General features: G+C 66.3%; 19 protein-coding genes. 12 read left to right on the top strand and 7 right to left on the bottom strand.

Annotated elements, in window-relative coordinates:
• Positions 1-73 precede the first annotated feature (73 nt).
• The 5 genes from ABLE91_RS04060 to ABLE91_RS04040 all read left to right on the top strand — a co-directional run bounded on the left by ABLE91_RS04060 (position 74) and on the right by ABLE91_RS04040 (position 6435).
• Positions 74-430, top strand: a complete 357-nt coding sequence (locus ABLE91_RS04060) for a winged helix-turn-helix transcriptional regulator (protein WP_348928666.1) — start codon at positions 74-76, stop codon at positions 428-430.
• A 245-nt stretch (positions 431-675) separates the two neighbouring features.
• Positions 676-2361 (top strand): NAD+ synthase, encoded by a 1686-nt coding sequence (locus tag ABLE91_RS04055; RefSeq protein WP_348928664.1) that lies wholly within the window; start codon positions 676-678, stop codon positions 2359-2361.
• Between the two features lie 7 nt (positions 2362-2368).
• Positions 2369-4066, top strand: coding sequence for a formate--tetrahydrofolate ligase (locus ABLE91_RS04050; RefSeq protein ID WP_510181900.1), 1698 nt, complete (start codon positions 2369-2371; stop codon positions 4064-4066).
• 294 nt (positions 4067-4360) lie between these two features.
• Positions 4361-5062, top strand: coding sequence for a VOC family protein (locus ABLE91_RS04045; protein ID WP_348928663.1), 702 nt, complete (start codon positions 4361-4363; stop codon positions 5060-5062).
• Positions 5059-6435, top strand: a complete 1377-nt coding sequence (locus ABLE91_RS04040; protein WP_348928661.1) for an FAD-containing oxidoreductase — start codon at positions 5059-5061, stop codon at positions 6433-6435. The genes ABLE91_RS04045 and ABLE91_RS04040 overlap by 4 nt, the downstream gene beginning before the upstream one ends.
• A gap of 34 nt (positions 6436-6469) precedes the next feature.
• Here ABLE91_RS04040 and ABLE91_RS04035 read toward each other — a convergent pair whose 3' ends face one another.
• Entirely contained in the window at positions 6470-7735 is a 1266-nt protein-coding gene (locus ABLE91_RS04035; protein WP_348929586.1) for an MFS transporter, read from the bottom strand.
• A 133-nt stretch (positions 7736-7868) separates the two neighbouring features.
• Here ABLE91_RS04035 and ABLE91_RS04030 point away from each other — a divergent pair, with 133 nt between their 5' ends.
• From ABLE91_RS04030 to ABLE91_RS04020, 3 genes are all read left to right on the top strand, one after another.
• Complete coding sequence (locus tag ABLE91_RS04030; RefSeq protein WP_348928659.1) at positions 7869-8483, top strand: LysR family transcriptional regulator; 615 nt, start codon at positions 7869-7871, stop codon at positions 8481-8483.
• Positions 8484-8653: 170 nt separating this feature from the next.
• Complete coding sequence (locus ABLE91_RS04025) at positions 8654-8935, top strand: hypothetical protein (RefSeq protein ID WP_348928657.1); 282 nt, start codon at positions 8654-8656, stop codon at positions 8933-8935.
• 134 nt (positions 8936-9069) lie between these two features.
• A complete protein-coding gene (locus ABLE91_RS04020) occupies positions 9070-10044 on the top strand; it encodes a helix-turn-helix transcriptional regulator (RefSeq protein ID WP_348928655.1) in 975 nt (324 codons plus the stop codon).
• 29 nt (positions 10045-10073) lie between these two features.
• Here ABLE91_RS04020 and ABLE91_RS04015 read toward each other — a convergent pair whose 3' ends face one another.
• Positions 10074-10451, bottom strand: coding sequence for a tautomerase family protein (locus ABLE91_RS04015; protein ID WP_348928653.1), 378 nt, complete (start codon positions 10449-10451; stop codon positions 10074-10076).
• Positions 10452-10550: 99 nt separating this feature from the next.
• Here ABLE91_RS04015 and ABLE91_RS04010 point away from each other — a divergent pair, with 99 nt between their 5' ends.
• Positions 10551-11408: a LysR family transcriptional regulator gene (locus tag ABLE91_RS04010; RefSeq protein ID WP_348928651.1), complete on the top strand. Its 858-nt coding sequence runs from the start codon at positions 10551-10553 to the stop codon at positions 11406-11408.
• A 100-nt stretch (positions 11409-11508) separates the two neighbouring features.
• Here ABLE91_RS04010 and ABLE91_RS04005 read toward each other — a convergent pair whose 3' ends face one another.
• From ABLE91_RS04005 to ABLE91_RS03995, 3 genes are all read right to left on the bottom strand, one after another.
• Positions 11509-12012, bottom strand: coding sequence for a hypothetical protein (locus tag ABLE91_RS04005; RefSeq protein ID WP_348928649.1), 504 nt, complete (start codon positions 12010-12012; stop codon positions 11509-11511).
• A complete protein-coding gene (locus ABLE91_RS04000; RefSeq protein ID WP_348928647.1) occupies positions 12009-12737 on the bottom strand; it encodes a hypothetical protein in 729 nt (242 codons plus the stop codon). The genes ABLE91_RS04005 and ABLE91_RS04000 overlap by 4 nt, the downstream gene beginning before the upstream one ends.
• Before the next feature lie 316 nt (positions 12738-13053).
• Positions 13054-14334, bottom strand: coding sequence for an MFS transporter (locus tag ABLE91_RS03995; RefSeq protein ID WP_348928645.1), 1281 nt, complete (start codon positions 14332-14334; stop codon positions 13054-13056).
• Between the two features lie 68 nt (positions 14335-14402).
• Here ABLE91_RS03995 and ABLE91_RS03990 point away from each other — a divergent pair, with 68 nt between their 5' ends.
• Together ABLE91_RS03990 and ABLE91_RS03985 are read left to right on the top strand one after the other, a co-directional pair.
• Entirely contained in the window at positions 14403-15014 is a 612-nt protein-coding gene (locus ABLE91_RS03990; RefSeq protein WP_348928643.1) for a TetR/AcrR family transcriptional regulator, read from the top strand.
• Positions 15015-15093: 79 nt separating this feature from the next.
• On the top strand, positions 15094-16263 hold the full coding sequence (locus ABLE91_RS03985) for an acetyl-CoA acetyltransferase (protein ID WP_348928641.1): 1170 nt from the start codon (positions 15094-15096) through the stop codon (positions 16261-16263).
• Positions 16264-16405: 142 nt separating this feature from the next.
• Here ABLE91_RS03985 and ppa read toward each other — a convergent pair whose 3' ends face one another.
• Complete coding sequence (gene ppa / locus ABLE91_RS03980; protein WP_348928640.1) at positions 16406-16939, bottom strand: inorganic diphosphatase; 534 nt, start codon at positions 16937-16939, stop codon at positions 16406-16408.
• A 51-nt stretch (positions 16940-16990) separates the two neighbouring features.
• On the bottom strand, positions 16991-17500 hold the full coding sequence (locus ABLE91_RS03975; RefSeq protein WP_348928638.1) for a GNAT family N-acetyltransferase: 510 nt from the start codon (positions 17498-17500) through the stop codon (positions 16991-16993).
• Positions 17501-17693: 193 nt separating this feature from the next.
• Here ABLE91_RS03975 and ABLE91_RS03970 point away from each other — a divergent pair, with 193 nt between their 5' ends.
• Complete coding sequence (locus ABLE91_RS03970) at positions 17694-18008, top strand: hypothetical protein (protein ID WP_348928636.1); 315 nt, start codon at positions 17694-17696, stop codon at positions 18006-18008.
• Positions 18009-18133: the final 125 nt, after the last annotated feature.

The raw sequence follows: 18133 nt of genomic DNA, 5'->3' as shown, positions 1-18133 counted from the left end.
GGCGGCAATGGGGGGCAGTGGCGGGGGAAGGCGCGTTGGCTTATCCTCACCGCGGGATTGAAGGACGTGGATGATGGCAAAGCGCCACGAAGGCTATCAATATGCCGGCTGCCCGGTGGAGGCGGCCCTGGAGATCATCGGCGCCAAGTGGAAGGGCGGGACGATCTACCACCTCCTGTCCGGCGAGAAGCGCTTCTCGGAACTGCGCCGGCAGATGCCCAGCGTCTCCCAGCGCATCCTCTCCAAGGCGCTGAAGGAATTGGAAGCGGACGGCATCGTCGTGCGCACGGTCTATCCCGCTTTGCCGCCGCAGGTAGGCTACAAGCTCACCCCCAGGGGCGAATTGTTGCGCGGTGCCGTGCTGGCCCTGCGCGCCTGGGGCGGCGACCATCTGCAGAGAGAAGAGCCGTTCGCAACGGCGGCGGAGTAGGCTTTTCCCGCGCGCTTTGCATGGGGACAGCCCCGCGGAAGGCCCGTTTCGGCGGAAACGGGCGGCCCCCGCCTCTTCCCCCTGCCTGCGGCTTTCTCTAAACCTCAGGCCATGATGTCTGATGTCGCGAGCTCCTTGTCGGCTTCACCCCTCCTCCGCCCTCCCCTGCAAGCGGGAGAGGGAGTCTGGCGCGAACACGCTGCCGTAAGGGGGAAGGGTGAAACCGGAGAGGGCGCCGCTCTGCTATGACCGACACCTCTTTCTCCGCTGCCCCCGCAGAAACCCTGCGCATCGCAGTGGCGCAACTGAACCCGGTTGTGGGCGATGTTGCCGGCAATGCTGACCTCATCCGCCGCACCCGCGACGATGCTGCCCGCCAGGGCGCCGACCTCGTGGTGTTCTCCGAATTGTTCCTGTCCGGCTATCCGCCGGAGGATCTGGTGCTGAAGCCCGCCTTCCAGCGCGCCTGCCGCGCGGCGGCCGAGGCGCTCGCGGCGGAAAGCGCGGAAGGCCCGGCGCTCCTCATCGGTACACCCTGGGTGGAAAGCGGGCAGCTCTACAATGCCGTGCTGCTGCTGGAAGGCGGCGCCATCTCAGCCGTCCGCTACAAGGTGGACCTGCCCAATTACGGCGTGTTCGACGAGAAGCGCGTGTTCACCCCCGGCCCCCTCCCCGGCCCCATCCCGTTCAAGGGCGTGCGGCTCGGCGTGCCAGTCTGCGAGGACATTTGGGGCTCGGACGTCGCCGAATGCCTGATGGAGACCGGGGCCGAAATCCTCATCGTGCCCAACGCCTCGCCCTATCGCCGCACGGTCTATGACGAGCGCGCTTCCACCGCCGTCGCCCGCGTGGTGGAGACCGATTTGCCGCTGCTCTATGTGAACCAGGTGGGCGGCCAGGACGAGCTGGTGTTCGATGGCGGCTCCTTCGCGCTGAACGCCGACCGCAGCCTCGCCATGCAATATCCGACCTTCCAGGAACGGGTGCGGATGACCGTGTGGCAACGCTTCGAGAATGGCTGGCGCTGCATGGAGGCGCCTCTCGCCGAGCGCATCGAGGGCGAGGAAGCGGACTATGCTGCCTGCGTGCTCGGCCTGAAGGATTATGTGAAGAAGAACGGCTTTCCCGGCGTGGTGCTCGGCCTCTCCGGCGGCATCGACAGCGCGCTGGTGGCGGCGCTGGCGGTGGATGCGCTGGGGGCCGAAAAAGTCCACTGCATCATGCTGCCCTACCGCTACACGTCCAATGAGAGCCTCTCCGACGCGGCGGCCGTGGCCGAAAAGCTGGGTGTGCGGTACGACGCGCTGCCCATCGCCCCCGCCGTGGAAGCGCTGGAAGGCGTGCTCGCCCCCGCCTTCGACGGCGCTCAGCGGGACGTGACGGAGGAGAACCTCCAGTCGCGCATTCGCGGCACCATCCTCATGTCGGTGTCCAACAAGTTCGGCGCTTTGGTGCTGACCACGGGCAACAAGTCGGAAATGTCCACCGGCTATGCGACGCTCTATGGCGATATGAATGGCGGCTTCAATCCCATCAAGGATCTCTACAAGACCGAGGTGCTGCGCCTCGCCCGCCTGCGCAACCGCTGGAAGCCCCTCGGCGCGAAAGGCCCGGACGGCGAGGTGATCCCTGAGCGGCTCATCGACAAACCGCCCACCGCCGAACTGCGCGAGAACCAGAGCGATGAGGACAGCCTGCCGCCCTACCCCGAGCTGGACGCCATCCTCGCCCGGCTGGTGGAGGGCGATGCCTCGGTTCAGGAGATCGCCGCGGACGGCATAGATGCCGAAACCGCAGCCCATGTGGAGCGCCTGCTCACCCGCGCCGAGTACAAGCGCCGGCAGGCCGCGCCCGGCGTGAAGGTCACGCTCCGCAATTTCGGCCGGGACCGCCGCTATCCCATCACCAACCGCTTCACGGACGAAGGCTGACAGGCCCATGCACCAGATGACCGCGCGCCAGCTCGATCCTCAAAGCGATGCGGCCATCGCCGGCAGCATCACGCCTTTGCCCATCGAGGAGGTGGCGTCGCGGCTCGGCATCCCTGCCGCCGGCATCTATCGCTACGGGCCCTACAAGGCGAAGCTCGCGCTGGATTACATCCACACGCTGGAAACCCGCGCGCCGGGCAAGCTGATCCTGGTCACCGCCATCAGCCCGACGCCCGCCGGCGAGGGCAAGACCACCACCACCATCGGCCTCGGCGATGCGCTGGCGCGGCTCGGCAAGAAGGCCGCCATCTGCCTGCGCGAGCCCTCCCTCGGCCCGGTGTTCGGCGCCAAGGGCGGGGCCACCGGCGGCGGGCGGGCGCAGATCATCCCCATGCAGGACATCAACCTGCACTTCACCGGCGACCTCCACGCCATCTCCGCCGCCCACAACCTCCTCGCCGCGCTCATCGACAACCACATCTATTGGGGCAACGGGCTCGACCTCGACGCCCGCCGCATCTCCTGGCGGCGCGTCCTCGACCTCAACGACCGGGCGCTGCGGCAGGTGAATGTGGGCCTGGGTGGCCCGGCCAACGGCTTTCCCCGGGAAGACGGCTTCGACATCACGGTGGCGAGCGAGGTGATGGCCATCTTCTGCCTCGCCAAGACCCTCAAAGAATTCGAGGAGCGCCTGTCCCGCATGGTGGTCGGCCAAACGCGGGCCAAGCGCATGGTGGAGGCCGGTGCGCTGAACGGCATCGGCGCCATGCTGGCGCTGCTGCGCGATGCCTTCCAGCCCAACATCGTGCAGACCATGGAGCACACCCCCGCCTTCGTGCATGGCGGGCCGTTCGCCAATATCGCCCATGGCTGCAACTCGGTCATCGCCACCCGTTCGGCTTTGGCGCTGGCGGATTATGTGGTGACGGAAGCGGGCTTCGGCGCCGACCTCGGGGCGGAGAAGTTCCTCAACATCAAGTGCCGGCAGGCGGGCCTCGCGCCCTCCGCCGCCGTGGTGGTGGCCACCGTGCGCGCGCTGAAGATGCATGGCGGCGTCCCGGTGAAGCAGCTCGGCGCGGAGGATGTGGAGGCGGTGCGCATCGGCACCGCCAATCTCGTGCGGCACGTGGAGAACATGCGCAAATTCGGCCTGCCGGTGGTGGTGGCGCTGAACCGCTTCCTCTCCGACACGCCGGCCGAGATCGAGATGGTGACGCGCACGCTGGCCCCGCTCGGCGTCGCGGTGCATGTGTGCAGCCATTGGGCGGAAGGCAGCGCCGGTGCCGAGGCGCTGGCGCGGGACGTGGTCGCGCTCGCCGACCAGCCCGGGGGCTTCCACACGCTCTATCCCGACGCGCTGCCGCTGAAGGCCAAGATCGAGACCATCGCGCGGGAGATCTACCGCGCCGACGGCGTGAACTTCAGCCCCGCCGCCTCCGCGCGGCTGGACGAGATGGAGGCCGCCGGCTACGGCCGCCTGCCGGTCTGCATGGCGAAGACGCAGTATTCCTTCTCCGCCGACCCCGCCTTGCGCGGCGCGCCCACCGGCCATGTGATCCCGGTGCGCGAGGTGCGCCTGTCTGCCGGCGCCGGCTTCGTGGTGGCGCTGACGGGGGATGTGATGACCATGCCAGGCCTGCCGTCTGTGCCGGCGGCGGAAGGGATTTTCGTGGATGCGGAGGGGGTGATCGGGGGATTGTCTTAGGGGGCGCTTTCGGTCTCCGGCATCTTTCGGCTTCTCAAACCGGGCGTTGGAGGTGGCTCCCGCTACGCCCTTTTGAAGCACGCCAACCCTCAGCTCGTGTGATAAATTCAGCTTGTCTCCGGCTCGCTTGCGCGCCGAGACCGCCGAAGCCGCTCAACGTAGCTCGTTAAATGCCACCGCGCGGAAAAGTCAGCAGCTCCATCCGCGGTCGGCCGCTGATCACTGGCGACGGCCCGCGGCCCATGTCGGCCCGGCTCCGCCACTCTCTAGGTACCGCAACCTAAGGAGCCAAGCATGAGCAACACGCAAATGCAGAGCGAGGCCATCGCTGCGCGCGCCGTCGAGCCGACGAAAACGCGAATGACCGACATGAAGCTCGAGATCGTCGTCATTCCCGTTTCGGACGTCGATCGCGCCAAAAACTTCTATGGCGATCTCGGTTGGCGGCTCGATGCCGACTTCGCCGATGGAGACGACTTCCGCGTGATCCAGTTCACGCCGCCCGGCTCCGGCTGCTCGGTCATCTTCGGCAAGAACGTCACCGCGGCGGCACCCGGCTCCGCCCAGGGGCTGTACCTGATCGTCTCCGACATCGAAGCGGCCCGCGCGGACCTGCTGGGTCGCGGCGTCAAGATCGGCGAGGTGTTCCACGATGCCGGCGGCGTGTATGCGGGCAAAGACGAGCCCTATCTGTTCGGGCGCCAGCGGGTGAATGGCCCGGACGCCGAGCATCGCAGCTACCGCTCGTTCGCCTCGTTCAGCGACCCCGATGGCAATGGCTGGCTGTTCCAGGAGATTACCGCGCGCTTGCCCGGACGGGTGGATGCGGACGTGACCACATTCACCTCCTCAGCGGAACTTGCGGCTGCGCTCAAGCGTGCGTCGGCGGCACATGGCGAACACGAGAAGCGAACCGGGCAGCGCGATGAGGACTGGCCGGATTGGTATGCCGAGCACATGGTCCGGGAACAGGCCGGCAGGCCGCTGCCGTCATGAACAGCTACGATGCCATCGTCATCGGGGCCGGACAGGCAGGACCGTCCTTGGCCGAACGCCTGACCGCCGCCGGGATGAAGGTGGCGATCATCGAGCGCAAGCTGTTCGGCGGAACCTGCGTCAACACCGGCTGCATGCCCACCAAGGCGCTGGTGGCCAGCGCCTACGCGGCGCACCTTGCCCGGCGGGGCGCCGATTATGGGGTCGCCATCGAGGGCCCCGTCAAGATCGACATGAAACGGGTCCAGGCCCGCGCCGAGACAGTCTCCACCAATGCCCGCAACGGGGTCGAGGGATGGCTGCGCGGCATGGACGGCCTGACCGTCCTCGAAGGCCATGCCCGCTTCGAGGGGCCGGACACCGTTCGCGTCGGCGACGACCTGCTGAAGGCGCCGCGCATCTTCATCAATGTGGGCGGGCGGGCGAACGTGCCCGACATGCCGGGTGTCGGCACCATCGACTATCTTACCAACGTGTCGATCCTGAAGCTCGACACCGTCCCCCGGCATCTGGTCGTGGTCGGCGGGAGCTATATCGGGCTCGAGTTCGCCCAGATGTACCGGCGCTTCGGCGCCGAGGTCACGGTGGTCGAGATGGCGCCGCGGCTCATCGCCCGCGAGGATGAGGACGTGTCGGAAGCGGTCCGGAACATCCTCACCGATGAAGGGGTCGCGGTGCGGACCAACGCCACCTGCATCGCGTTCGAGGCCCGGGCGGACGGCATCGCGGTCAAGGTCGATTGCACGGCAGGGGCGCCTGTGGTGGACGGCTCGCATGTGCTGCTCGCCGTGGGGCGCCGGCCCAACACGGACGATCTCGGGCTCGACAAGGCCGGAGTTGTGGTGGATGCCCGGGGCTATATCACGGTGGACGACGGCCTTTCCACCAACGTTCCTGGCATCTGGGCCCTGGGCGATTGCAACGGGCGGGGCGCCTTCACCCACACCTCCTACAACGATTACGAGATCGTCGCCGCCAATCTCCTCGATGGCGCCAATCGCCGGGTGAGTGACCGGATCCCCGCCTATGCGCTCTACACCGATCCGCCGCTGGGGCGCGTCGGGATGTCGGAGGCGGAGGCGACGCGCACGGGCCGCAAGCTGCTCGTGTCCAAGCGGCCGATGACGCGGGTCGGGCGGGCGGTCGAGAAAGGCGAGACCAAGGGCTTCATGAAAGTGGTCGCCGATGCAGAGACCAAGGAAATCCTGGGGGCGGCCATTCTGGGCGTGGGCGGCGACGAAGCGATCCACGGGATCATCGACACCATGAGTACAAAGACGCCGTATCCGGTGCTGCAATGGGCGGTGCCCATCCACCCGACCGTTTCGGAACTGATCCCGACGCTGCTGGGCGGCCTGAAGCCCATCGCTTGAGCTGCCGCCGTGCCGGCGCTCCCCCAGCGCTGCATCAGCCGGTGGGCGCGCGCGTTCGGCCGATCGACGGCGGTGACGCGGCGCCGACGCCTGCAGGGCGCCCGCGCATCTGCCGCAGCAGCCAGAAGGCGATGGCCATGTTCGCCATATTCCAGGCAATGCCATTGACGATCGCCGCGGCGTACGAGCCCGTCCAGTCGTAGATGGCGCCGGCCAGCCAGCCGCCCAACGCCATGCCGGCGAGCGTGGTCGAGATGGCGAGGCTGACACGAAAACCGGCCTCCCGGGCCGGGAACAGCTCACGGATAATCACCGCATAACTGGGAACGAGGCCACCCTGCGCCAGGCCGAAAATGGCGGAGACGACGTAGAGCGAAACGAGCCCGTCGAAAGGCAAATAGAGCGCCAGAGCGAGCGTTTGCATGGCCGAGCCCAACAGCAGCGTCGGCAGGCCGCCGATGCGGTTCAGCACCCAGCCGAAGATCAGCCGGCTCACCACGCCAAAGCCGAGCATGACAGCCAGCATCTCGGCGCCGCGGGCGGGACCGAAACCGAGGTCGCCGCAATAGGCGACCAGATGCACCTGCGGCATCGCCATGGCGACGCAGCAGCACAGGCCGGCGAAGGTCAGCAGCGCATGTATGACATTGGGCGGCAAGTCGATGACCCGGCTGGCATTGCCGGTGCTTGCAGCTTCAATGGCAGGCTTGTCGAAGACGGGCCGTCGCCGCAGAACGAGAGCCAAGGGCAGCATCGTGGCCAGGCAGAAGATGCCGATGCCGATATGGGTCTGGCGCCAGCCGACCTCTGAGATGAAATGCTGGATGACCGGCGGCCAGACCACGCCGGACAGAGAGCTGCCGATGGTGGCCAGGGAGATGGCGAGGCCGCGGTGCCTGTCAAACCAAAGTGAGGCGTCGGCCACCAGCGGCGCGAAACTCGCCGCGCTGCCAAGGCCGATGGTCAGACCGGAGACCACAGCGAATACGGGCAGGGTCGGGGCAGAAGCCGTCAGGATGTAGCCGAGGCCCATGAGGATCGTGCCGCCGGCAAACGGCGGCAGGATGCCGAAGCGGTCCGCAAACCGGCCGACCGTGATGCCGCCGATCATGAAGCCGATCATGGTGAGCGTGTATGGCAGGGAAGCCTCGGCCCGCTGCACGCCGAAATCCGCCTGCACCGCCGGCAGCGCGACGGCCAAAGACCACAGGCCAACGCAGCCCAATGTGCTGAGAGCAATCGAGGCGAGGAGGCGGACCCAGGAATACGAGGTCTCGATGGAGGGCGTTTGGGTCGGCACGGCTGAATCCCTTGGCGGGTGCGAAAGCTGCCCATCCGTACGGACTGGCGTCGCCTCCGACAAAGCAGGATTTCTCCTTTGTCGCACGCGCGGGCCTCATGCATGCTCGCGGCCCGCACGCCCGGAGCCAGCCATGACGTACCTGCTGCCGCCCCTCAATGCCCTGCGCGCCTTCGAGGCGGCGGCGCGCCACCTCAGCTTCAAGCAGGCTGCGCACGAGCTGCACGTCACGGCCGGCGCGGTCAGCCAGCAGGTTCGCCTGCTGGAGGAGCGGCTGGGCGTGCAACTGTTCGAGCGGCTGACACGGCAGGTGGTCCTCACCCCCGCCGGGGAAGCCTATCTGGCGCCAATCCGTCAGGCGTTCGGCCGCATCGCCGAGGCGACCGCCGACCTCAAGCCCGAGGGCATCACGGACCTGTTGCATATCGGGGTCCATGGCGGTGTCGACATGGACGATTTGCGAAAGCGGCTCGCGCAGTTCCGCCGGGGCCAACCGCAAGTCGCGGTTCGCGTCAGCCAGCCGACGGGCCTTCACGAATTGCTTGAGGGCAAGGTCGATGTGCTGATCGAGGGCAGCCCGCGGCGCCATCCGGGCACCCGCTGCGACCCTCTGGAGAACGGTTTTCTGATCGCCCCGCTCGGCACGGCCGATTGTCCGGAGATCGAAACCCTGCGGTCCTGCCTCCTCGCGGCCGGTCCGCCATCGACGGCGTCGCGCCGAACAGCGCGATTGCGCCTTACCGCGTAGCGGGGTGGAGGTCATTTCCAGCAATGCGTGACAAATTGCTCCCGCGTTGGAAATGCGACCCGCCTGCGCGCAGAGAGAAGACGTTCGCAAAGACCTTCGACACGGTGCGCCCCGTTCGGGCAGAAGCCCGAGCCACTGGAGAGCGGTGTGACCGCTCAGGGGGCCACATGATGACGTCCATTGCCAGATCGCTTCTCATCATCGCAGCTGTGACTTCGGCCGGCGCCGGCGCCGCCTATGCGCAGCAAACCGCGGACGATGCCAAATGGATCGCCCAGTGCGTGACCGACAATAAGGACGAGGGCCAGTCGGCTCCGGTGGTCCTGGCTTATTGCACCTGCATGACCAACAAGATGTCCTCCGGCGAGACGCGCTCCGTCAGCCAATGGGAGAAGGCCAATCCGCGCACGCAGGAAGCCTGCAGCGCCGAGGCTGGCTGGAAGGGCAAGTAAGCCGGGATAACCGGAACGCGCCGCCCGCGGCCGAGAGGGCCGCGGGCGGCGCGTTTTCCCCTTCGTAACATCCCACTGTTCTCCGGCCCAAAACCGGCATAAGAGTCACGCGCTCATCTTTGGCCGCTGTGACCATGCTCAGCTTCAGCACGGACGATCTTCGCCCCCAGGACCGCTTTGATCATTGGTGCGAGGTTCGGGGCAAGAATCTGTTCGGTGTCACCATCGAGCTGGAGCGTGAGCGCCGAGCCGACTTTCGCGGCGCGTTCTCGGCGTGGCAGGTTGGCAATGCCGTCGCCTCCGAGATGCATGCCTCTTCCTACCGCATCAGCCGGACCACGGCGGACATTGCCCACCGCGCAGGAAACAGCTTGTGCATCAGCCTGCAGGTGCGCGGGCCCGGCTGGCTGGATGTGGGGCGCCGGCCCCATCAGTATGTCGGCGAAGGCCAACTCGTCATCAGCCATTCCGACCTGCCTTATCACGGCACACCGCAGCGGTCGGATGGCTTTGAATTTCGTATGCTGAAGATCCCGCTGTCCGGCGACATCCTGCTGGGTGCGACGGCGGATGATCTTCATGCTGCCCTGCTCCCGCACAGTGCCCCGTCCGCGCGACCTCTTGCGGCGCTGTTCCGCGCCCTGACGCGGTCCGGCGCGCACATGTCGGATCCTGCCGCCCACATCGCCCATGCGGCGCATCTGGCCCTTCTTGCCCGCGGACGCCTGGGGGCGGGCTCACCCGAAGGGCGGGCGGCGCTTCGTGCGGGTTTTCTCGAGGCCGCCCGGGAGATCATGATCCGCGACCTGCGCCGGCCAGACCTCTCGCCGGAGACGGTTGCGGGGGAGCTCGCCATCTCGGTCCGGCAGGTGCATGTCCTGTTCGAGCCGACCGGCCTTTCCTTCACGCGCACGCTGACGGCGGCGCGGATCAAGGAAGCTGCCCGGCTGCTGCAAGCCGAGCCGCAGACATCCATCGCCGACATCGCCTATTCCTGCGGCTTCGACAGTCTTTCCGCCTTCTATCGCGCCTTCCAGAAAGCCTATGACATGACGCCCCGCGAGCAGCGGAGGGAGGGCGGAGCCTCCCCCGGCCGGGCGCGAAGGTAACGATGAGGTGGGACTGACCATGGCAGGCCTCACGCAAATTGCGCGAGGCCGTGGCCCACGGACCAGTTCTCCTTAGCGGCTTCGAGAATGGTCACGAACACATCCTCCGGCCGGATGCCGGGACTTTCGCCGAGCAGCTCCGCGATCCGCGCGAACAGCGCCCTCTTCTGCTCCGCGGTGCGGGTGTTGAAGACGGTGATCTGGATGAACACGAGATCATCGCTCCGGGCGATGCCAAATGCGGCGCCATAGCGGAAGTTCGCGGCGTCTTGCTCGCTGATGGTCATGAACTGGTCGTCTTCCGGCACGTCGAGCGCGTCGCGCAGGGCACGATAGAGGCTGTCGAAGATGGCTTGCCGGTAGGCCTCCGGCTTTCCGGCACGCAGGGAGATGTGACTGATTGGCATTGCCGGGACCCTTTCCATTTTTTGCCCTGGCTCGACGTTAGATGCCGTCTGATTATTTTGGTATGATATGGATGCTGATATCAGTGATAACGATTGGAAATGATGAAGCGCCCCCTCGATCTGGATGCCGTGCAGGCTTTCGTGCGCATCGCCGAGCTTGGGAGCTTCACGCGCGCGGCTGAAGCCATGCGGACGACGCAGGCCGCGGTCAGCCTGAAGCTGAAGCGGCTTGAAGAGCGGCTCGGCAGCCGGCTGATAGAGCGGACGCCCCGCTACGTGCAGCTCTCGGCGCAGGGCGAAGCCTTCCTCGAACACGCCCGCGACCTGCTGGAGGTGCACGATCGCGCGCTTTCGGTGTTTGCCGGCGCCCGGCAGCGGCTCACCATCGGCATCAGCGACCATGTGGCCGGGCCGGAACTCCCCGCACTGATCGCGCGCATGAACGCGCAAGACCCGCAGCTTTTGATCGAAATCCGGATCGGGTCGTCGGGCGACCTGCTTCAAAGCTTCGACCGGCGGGAACTCGACACGGTGATCGTCCGCCTGCATGTGGGCCGGAGCGACGGGGAAGTTCTCACTGAAGAAAAATTTGGCTGGTTCGCTGCGCCGAGCTGGCAGCATCGCGCGGGCGAGCCCCTGCCCCTTGCCACCATGGCCGAGCCCTGCGGGGTGCGCGCCATGGCCGGCCAGCTTCTCGATGCGGCGGGCGTGCCCTGGACGGAGATTTTCGTGGGCGGCGGCGTTGCGGCGGTCGCTGCGGCCGTCATGGCTGGGCTCGGCGTTGCGGCATTGGCGCCGCGCATGCTGCCCTTCGGCGCCGTCGATGTTGGCCGCAAGCTCGGGCTACCCGATCTGCCGCGCTTGCCGGTCCTGCTTCACACCCGGGTCAAGGGCGGCCGGCCGCGCGATGCGCTGGCCGCGCTTTCAGCCGCCTTCAGGAGCACCGTGCGTGGCTAACCGAGGTGCCCTGCGTCATGGGTTTGCCGCCGGCCTTCTTTGACGGCTTCCCCTTACGGGCGCGTTCGCCGCGCGCATCACGCCCGCTTAACACCCAGCGCTAAGACGGCTGCTTGCCTTGCGAGAGGCCGCTCAGCAGAAAGAAGATCTCTCGCGCCGCATAGATGTCATGCATTATCAACGACTGCTTGATGTAGATGCGGCCTTCGAACGCGCCCGTGCGGTGCACTTTCCGGCAGGCCACCACGTCATCCCACTCCAGGATGCCGGGCATGGAGATTTCCTGCTCGTTGTAAGGGATCGCGCCGGTGTCACTTCCGACCGTGACCACCGTCCCTTTGGCTGGAATGACAAATCCGCCTTCCACGAGGCAGACATAAACCCAGCCGGCGTTGCGTGGCCCGCCGTCGACCACCGTTCCGTTCGCGTTCGTGGCGAAGGCCTTTGCCACACCATAAGATTTAGAGACCGAGCAATAACCGCCATAGAACTGGTTATTGATGAATCTGGGAAGATTCAGAGCTTGATCGTCCGGAATAGGCTTATCTTCGGAAGATCCCAAAGTTTGAATATCTTTTGCGACTTTCTTGTTATTTTTTCTCACAGCCTTGATGTGCCCGGGACGCGTGTAGTGTAGTTCACGAGGAAGCCACCGAACTCTTTGATTTCGCTCGGCGGACGGGAATCGCCACGGAAGCCGTAAGCGATGACCCGGGGCAGGTTGATATGCGCGGTCTCGGCCGCATACGCGAACTGTCCGTTATGCCTGTGTTCTATTTGGCTGAAGATGTGCGGGATGTGGCGCCGATCCCCAGGCAAATTGGGATTCGATGTCACTATCGGCTTGTCCTCGGTGAGCGTTCCAGACGGATCGGGGGCGAATTCGGAAAAATCATTCACCAATGCCGCATCGGTGGGCGGCGGCGTGGCGGCCACTTCCCGCGCGCGAAGATATTGAATCACATCCGCCAAGGTGAAGCTGCTCATCCGAATGGTGGCGTATGTTGAAACCGAGATACCGACGGCGTCGAAACCGGTCTTCAGCGCCTTCATCACGAAGCTCGGACTGGACATGTCCGTGGAGAACGTCAGGCCCTTGGCAAAGCGTTCGGCGGTGGCGCTGGTGAAGCCCCTCCAGGCGGTGCATATGGCGCGTTGGAAATGATCCACCTTGCGGATCGTGTCGCCGAAATCATACGTTTGATGTCGGTATTGATTGGCGATCGCGGAGTTTATCGCATGCCACCCGGAGCTGGTTTCCACAGCGCCGATCAGCGCCGTCACGAACTTCTGGTCGTGCCCGCCGGTTATCCAGTCCGTGTTGGTCAATTCGAGCCAACCACGGTCCCGGTTTTGTTGCTGCAAAGCACCACGCGCTTGTCGGCCGTGGGCAGCGCGTCAGGTGCCATCGGTAGCGTGTGATAGGGCATCAGGCGATCTTTCCGGCAGCCACGCTCAAGGTCCCGCGCGACTACCGAAGCAGACTTCCAGGGAGAGTGCAACTCGGCCGACCAGCGACTGTAACAGCATAGAATCCCGTCAGGAAGGCCCGGGCGGCAGGGCCATTTTCCACTCCGGGAAACCCTTGTCACGCGACCTCATATCCCGATCCCGGAATGGACCCAGGGCTCTCTGCCGCCTCCCCTTACGCCGCCTGCGCCTTCAGCTGCACGGCTCCCGCCCGCGACCTTCCGATCAAGAGCGACAGCACCGCCGCCACCGCGCCCGTCGCGCCGGCGATGACGAACGCCTCCAGATAGGATCCGTTCGCCTCGCGCATCACCCCGGCGAACACAGCCGCGCTGGCCGCGCCCAGTTGGTGGCCGGCGACGATCCAGCCGAACACGACCGGGGCGTCGCGATCGCCGAAGGCCTGGGTGGTGAGCTTCAGCGTGGGCGGAACGGTGGCGATCCAGTCGAGGCCGTAGAAGACCGCGAACAAGGACAGGCCGTAGAAGGAGAAGTCCGAGAATGGCAGGTAGATGAGCGAAAGCCCGCGCAGGGCGTAATAGGCGAACAGCAGCTTGCGGGCGTCATAGCGGTCGGTGAGCCAGCCGGACGCCGTGGTGCCGAACAGGTCGAAGAAGCCCATGAGCGCGAGGAGGCCGGCCGCCTTCACTTCCGGGATGCCGTTGTCCGAGCACAAAGCGATCATGTGCGTGCCCACCAGCCCATTGGTGGTGAAGCCGCAGATGAAGAAGGTGGCGAACAGCAGCCAGAAATCCCTCGAGCGCACCGCCATGGCGAGGCCCTTGAAGGCGGCCACGATAGGATTGCCGCGCGGCGGCGCGGGCGGGGCCGCCTCGGTCGCGCCATAGGGCAGGATGCCGATGCTCTCGGGCCGCTCGGGGACGAGCAGCCACACCAGCGGAATCAGAAGCGCGGAAGCGCCCGCCACGGTCCACACCACGGAGCGCCAGCCGGCATATTCGGCGAGCGCGGCGAGACCCGGCAGGAACAGCAGCGTGCCCGTGGCGGTGCTCGCCGTGAGCAGCCCCATGACGAGGCCGCGATGGGTGGTGAACCAGCGGTTGGCGATGGTGCCCGCCAGCACGATGGCGAGCCCGCCGCCGGCAATGCCGGCCACAATGCCCCAGGTGACAATGAGGTGCCATGGCTCGCTCATGAAGCCGCTGGTGAAGGTCGCGAGCGCCATCAGTGCCAGGGCGCCCATCACCGTGCGGCGGATGCCGAAGGTCTGCATGGAGGCGGCGGCGAATGGCCCGGTGAGGCCGTAGAGAAAGATGCCGAGGCCCGCCGAGAAGGAAATGACGCCCCGGCTCCAGCCGAAGGTGTTTTCCAAAGGCAGCAGCAGCACGCCCGGCGCCGAGGCGCGGCCGGCCGAGACCAGGAGGGCGAGGAAGATCACCCCCACCACCACGAATGCGTACTTCTGGCCGAGGGAACGGGAGACGGATATTGTCATGTGACTGACCGGTACGTATATTGGAGGCCGGAACATACGTACCGGTCAGTAACATTGCAAGGCCGAAAATGGCGGACCACCCGACACTCCCTCCCCAAGCCCCCAAGCGCGCAGCGGACCGCATCCGCGAAAGCGCGCGCGAGCTGTTCTATGCGCAGGGCATCCGCGCGGTGGGGGTAGACCAGATCGTCACCAAGGCGGGCGTCACCAAGCCCAGCCTCTACCGCGCCTTCCCGTCCAAGGACGCGCTCGCGGCGGATTATCTGCGCACCTATGACGAGGGCTTCTGGCAGCGCTTCGAGGAGGCGGCGGCGGAAGCGCCGGGCGATCCACGCGGGCAGATCCGCGCCTTTTTCGCCCGCCACCGCTCCCGCGTGAACAACAACCTCTATCGCGGCTGCGCACTGACCAATGCTGCTGTGGAGTATCCCGATGCCGACCACCCCGCCCGCAAGGTGGCGGAGGAGGCGAAGACAGCTCTGCGCACCCGCCTGCGCCAGATGGCGATGGAGATGGGCGCTCGCGACCCCGAGGCGCTGGGCGACGGGCTGATGCTGATCATGGAAGGCGCCTTCGTCACCAGCCAGCTTTTCGGCAAGGGCGGGCCGGCGGTGGTGGCGGCGGAGATGGCGGACCGGCTGATCGAAGCCAGCCTCAAGCCCGCTGAGACGGCCGATTGACCTTCGCCCTCGGGCGCGCTTGGGTGCGCATCCGGCTCGGAACAAAGACATGCGCGAAGAGCGCGCACAGGAGGATCACATGACCAAAGCTGCCATCGTGGGCTGGTCCCACTCCCCCTTCGGCAAGCTGGAGGATGCCGATACCGAGGCGCTCATGGGCCGCGTCTCCGGCGCCGCCATGGAGCATGCCGGCATCGAGCCGGGCCAGGTGGACGGCATCTTCGTGGGTGTCTTCAATTCGGGCTTCCAGAAGCAGGATTTCCAGGGCGCCATGCCCGCGCTCTCCGTGCCGGAGCTGGCCTATACGCCGGCGACACGCGTTGAGAATGCCTGCGCGACGGGTTCCGCCGCCATCCATTCGGCACTGGACTTCATCGAGAGCGGGCGCGGCAAGGTGGCCCTCGTGGTGGCTGCGGAGAAGATGACCGCCAAGCCCACGCCCGAAGTGGGCGATATCCTGCTCAACGCCTGCTACCGCAAGGAGGAGGCAGACATCCAGGGCGGGTTTGCCGGCGTGTTCGGCCGCATCGCCCAGTCCTATTTCCAGCGCTATGGCGATCGCTCCGAGGAGCTGGCGCATATCGCCGCCAAGAACCACAAGAACGGCGTCTCCAATCCCTATGCGCAGATGCGCCGGGATTTCGGCTTCGACTTCTGCAATACCGTGTCGGAGAAGAACCCCTATGTGGCGGGCCCCCTGCGCCGCACCGACTGCTCGCTGGTCTCAGACGGCGCTGCCGCCCTCGTGATCGCGGCACCCGAGGTGGCCGAGGGTCTTGCGCGGGGCATCGCCTTCCGCGCCCGCACCCATGCCAACGACATCATGCCCATGTCGCGGCGCGACCCCACCACCTTTGAGGGCGCCCGCCGCGCCTGGGTGAAAGCGCTGGAGATGGGCAACATCACCCTCGACGACCTCGACCTCGTGGAGACCCACGACTGCTTCACCGTGGCCGAGCTTCTGGAATATGAGGCCATGGGCCTCGCGAAGCCCGGCGAGGGCTACAAGGTGGTGCGCGAGGGCATCGCCCAGAAGGGTGGCCGGCTGCCCATCAATCCCTCGGGCGGCCTGAAGGCCAAGGGCCACCCCATCGGCGCCACCGGCGTCTCCATGCACGTGCTCTGCTCCATGCAGCTCATGGGCGAGGCGGGCGACATGCAGATCGAAGGGGCCAAGCTCGCCGGCATCTTCAACATGGGCGGCGCGGCGGTGGCCAATTATGTGAGCGTGCTCGAACGGGTGAAGTGAGCGGGCTCGACGGTTGAAGCGTCATGGCCGGGCTTGTCCCGGCCATCCACGTCCGTCCGCTCGCAAAGACCTCTGAAGTCGAGCCCAGCCGCACCGCGTGGATGCCCGGGACAAGCCCGGGCATGACGTAAACTCAGAAGAATCAGCCCTTGGCCTTCGCCCGCTCGATCCCCTCATTGATCAGCCGGAACGCCTCCTCGGCATTGCCCCAGCGGACGATCTTCACCCACTTGTTGGGCTCCAGATCCTTGTAGTGCGAGAAGAAGTGCTCGATCTGCTGGAGCGTGATCTCCGGCAGGTCGGAATAGGTCTGCACCTTGTCGTAGCGCTTGGTGAGCTTCGGCGCGGGCACGGCGATGATCTTCTCGTCCTCGCCGGCCTCGTCCTCCATCAGCAGCACGCCCACCGGCCGCGCCGCGATCACCGCGCCGGGGATGATGGGGCGGGTGTTGGCGATCAGCACGTCACAGGGGTCGCCATCGCCCGAAAGGGTGTGGGGAATGAAGCCGTAATTCCCGGGATAACGCATGGGCGTGTAGAGGAAGCGGTCCACGAAGAGCGTGCCGGCTTCCTTGTCGAGCTCATACTTGATGGGCTCGCCACCGATCGGCACCTCGATCACGACGTTCACTTCGTGGGGGGGATTCTTGCCGATCTTGATCGCGTCAATGCGCATGTCGCCACTCACTTGAAAGCCTCGGTTCCTTCACGCTGCGATGCAGCACGGCTACCGCTGCCAAGCGAAGGCGATCTTGTCCAGGGTTTTTGTCCCGAAGCGCTCCGTTGAGGCTGCGACCCGTTGCCCGCCCAGGGCCTCGTAGAAGCCCACCGCCCCCGTATTGTCCTTCAGCGCCCACACCACCAAGCCGTTGAGCCGGGCGAGGGCCAAGTCGCGGCGCGCCGCGGAGAACAGCCGCTGGCCGAAGCCCAGCCCCTGATAGACCGGCTTCAGGTAGATCTCGTAAATCTCCCCGCCATAGGGCAGGGTCTTGGCGCGGTTGCCGCCGTAATTGGCGTAGCCCACCACCTCTTCCCCGGCGATAAGCAGGGAGACCCGGCTGCCGCGGCGGATGGCCTGCTCCCACCAGAGGGGGCCGCGCCGCTCCACCATGCGCTCCAGTTCGAGGCCGGGAATGAGCCCGCGATAGGCGGTGCGCCACGCGGCGTCGTGAACCTCCGCCACCGCAGGGGCGTCCTGCAGCCTTGCGCGTCGGATCTCTATGAGGCCAGTGCTCATGGGGGAATGGAAGCAAACAAGCAGCCGCTCATCAAGTGTTTTGGGGGCGCCGCCCACGGCCACGTCGCTGCCTTCCCTTACGGCCACGCTCTAAGCCCTTGAGGGCGAACACGCTTCGCGTCTTCCCCGAAACCCGTGTCATGATAAAAGGACGACGCCGCGCGGGGACGCGGCTGGCATGGCACAGGCGTAGATGATCCGTTTCCTGTTTCGTTTCTTCGGTTTCTGGATCCTGGCCGGCGGCTTCGTGGCCCTGGTGGTGGACGGCACGCGCTCCATTGCGGGCTCGCGGCTCGTCTTCACCTCCGCGCGCGATGCCTGGAATGCGGTCTCGCCGGCCACCCTCGCCCAGGCGCAGGAACAGGTATCGGGCCTTGCCCCCTGGGCCTGGGCCGACCTTGCCGCGCCGGTGCTCGGCCTGCCGCTGTTCGCGGTGCTGGCGGTGGTGGGCTTCCTTCTGCTCGCCATCGGCCGGGTGCGCCGGCGCTCGCGCTACGAGGTGGGGTGAGCCGCTCCAAGGCATCGGGCCGCAGGAGGCACCTCCCGCCGCTTTTCCTTTGCCCGCATCCCTGAAGCATTGATCCCGGCGCGATTAGCGCCTTTTATGCCGCGCCGCACCTTGCGCCGGGGCCC

The sequence above is a fragment of the Aquabacter albus genome (assembly GCF_040049275.1).
GTDB lineage: Bacteria > Pseudomonadota > Alphaproteobacteria > Rhizobiales > Xanthobacteraceae > Aquabacter.
Note: the sequence above shows the minus strand (reverse complement) of the source record. Positions and strands in the feature narration are given on the sequence as shown.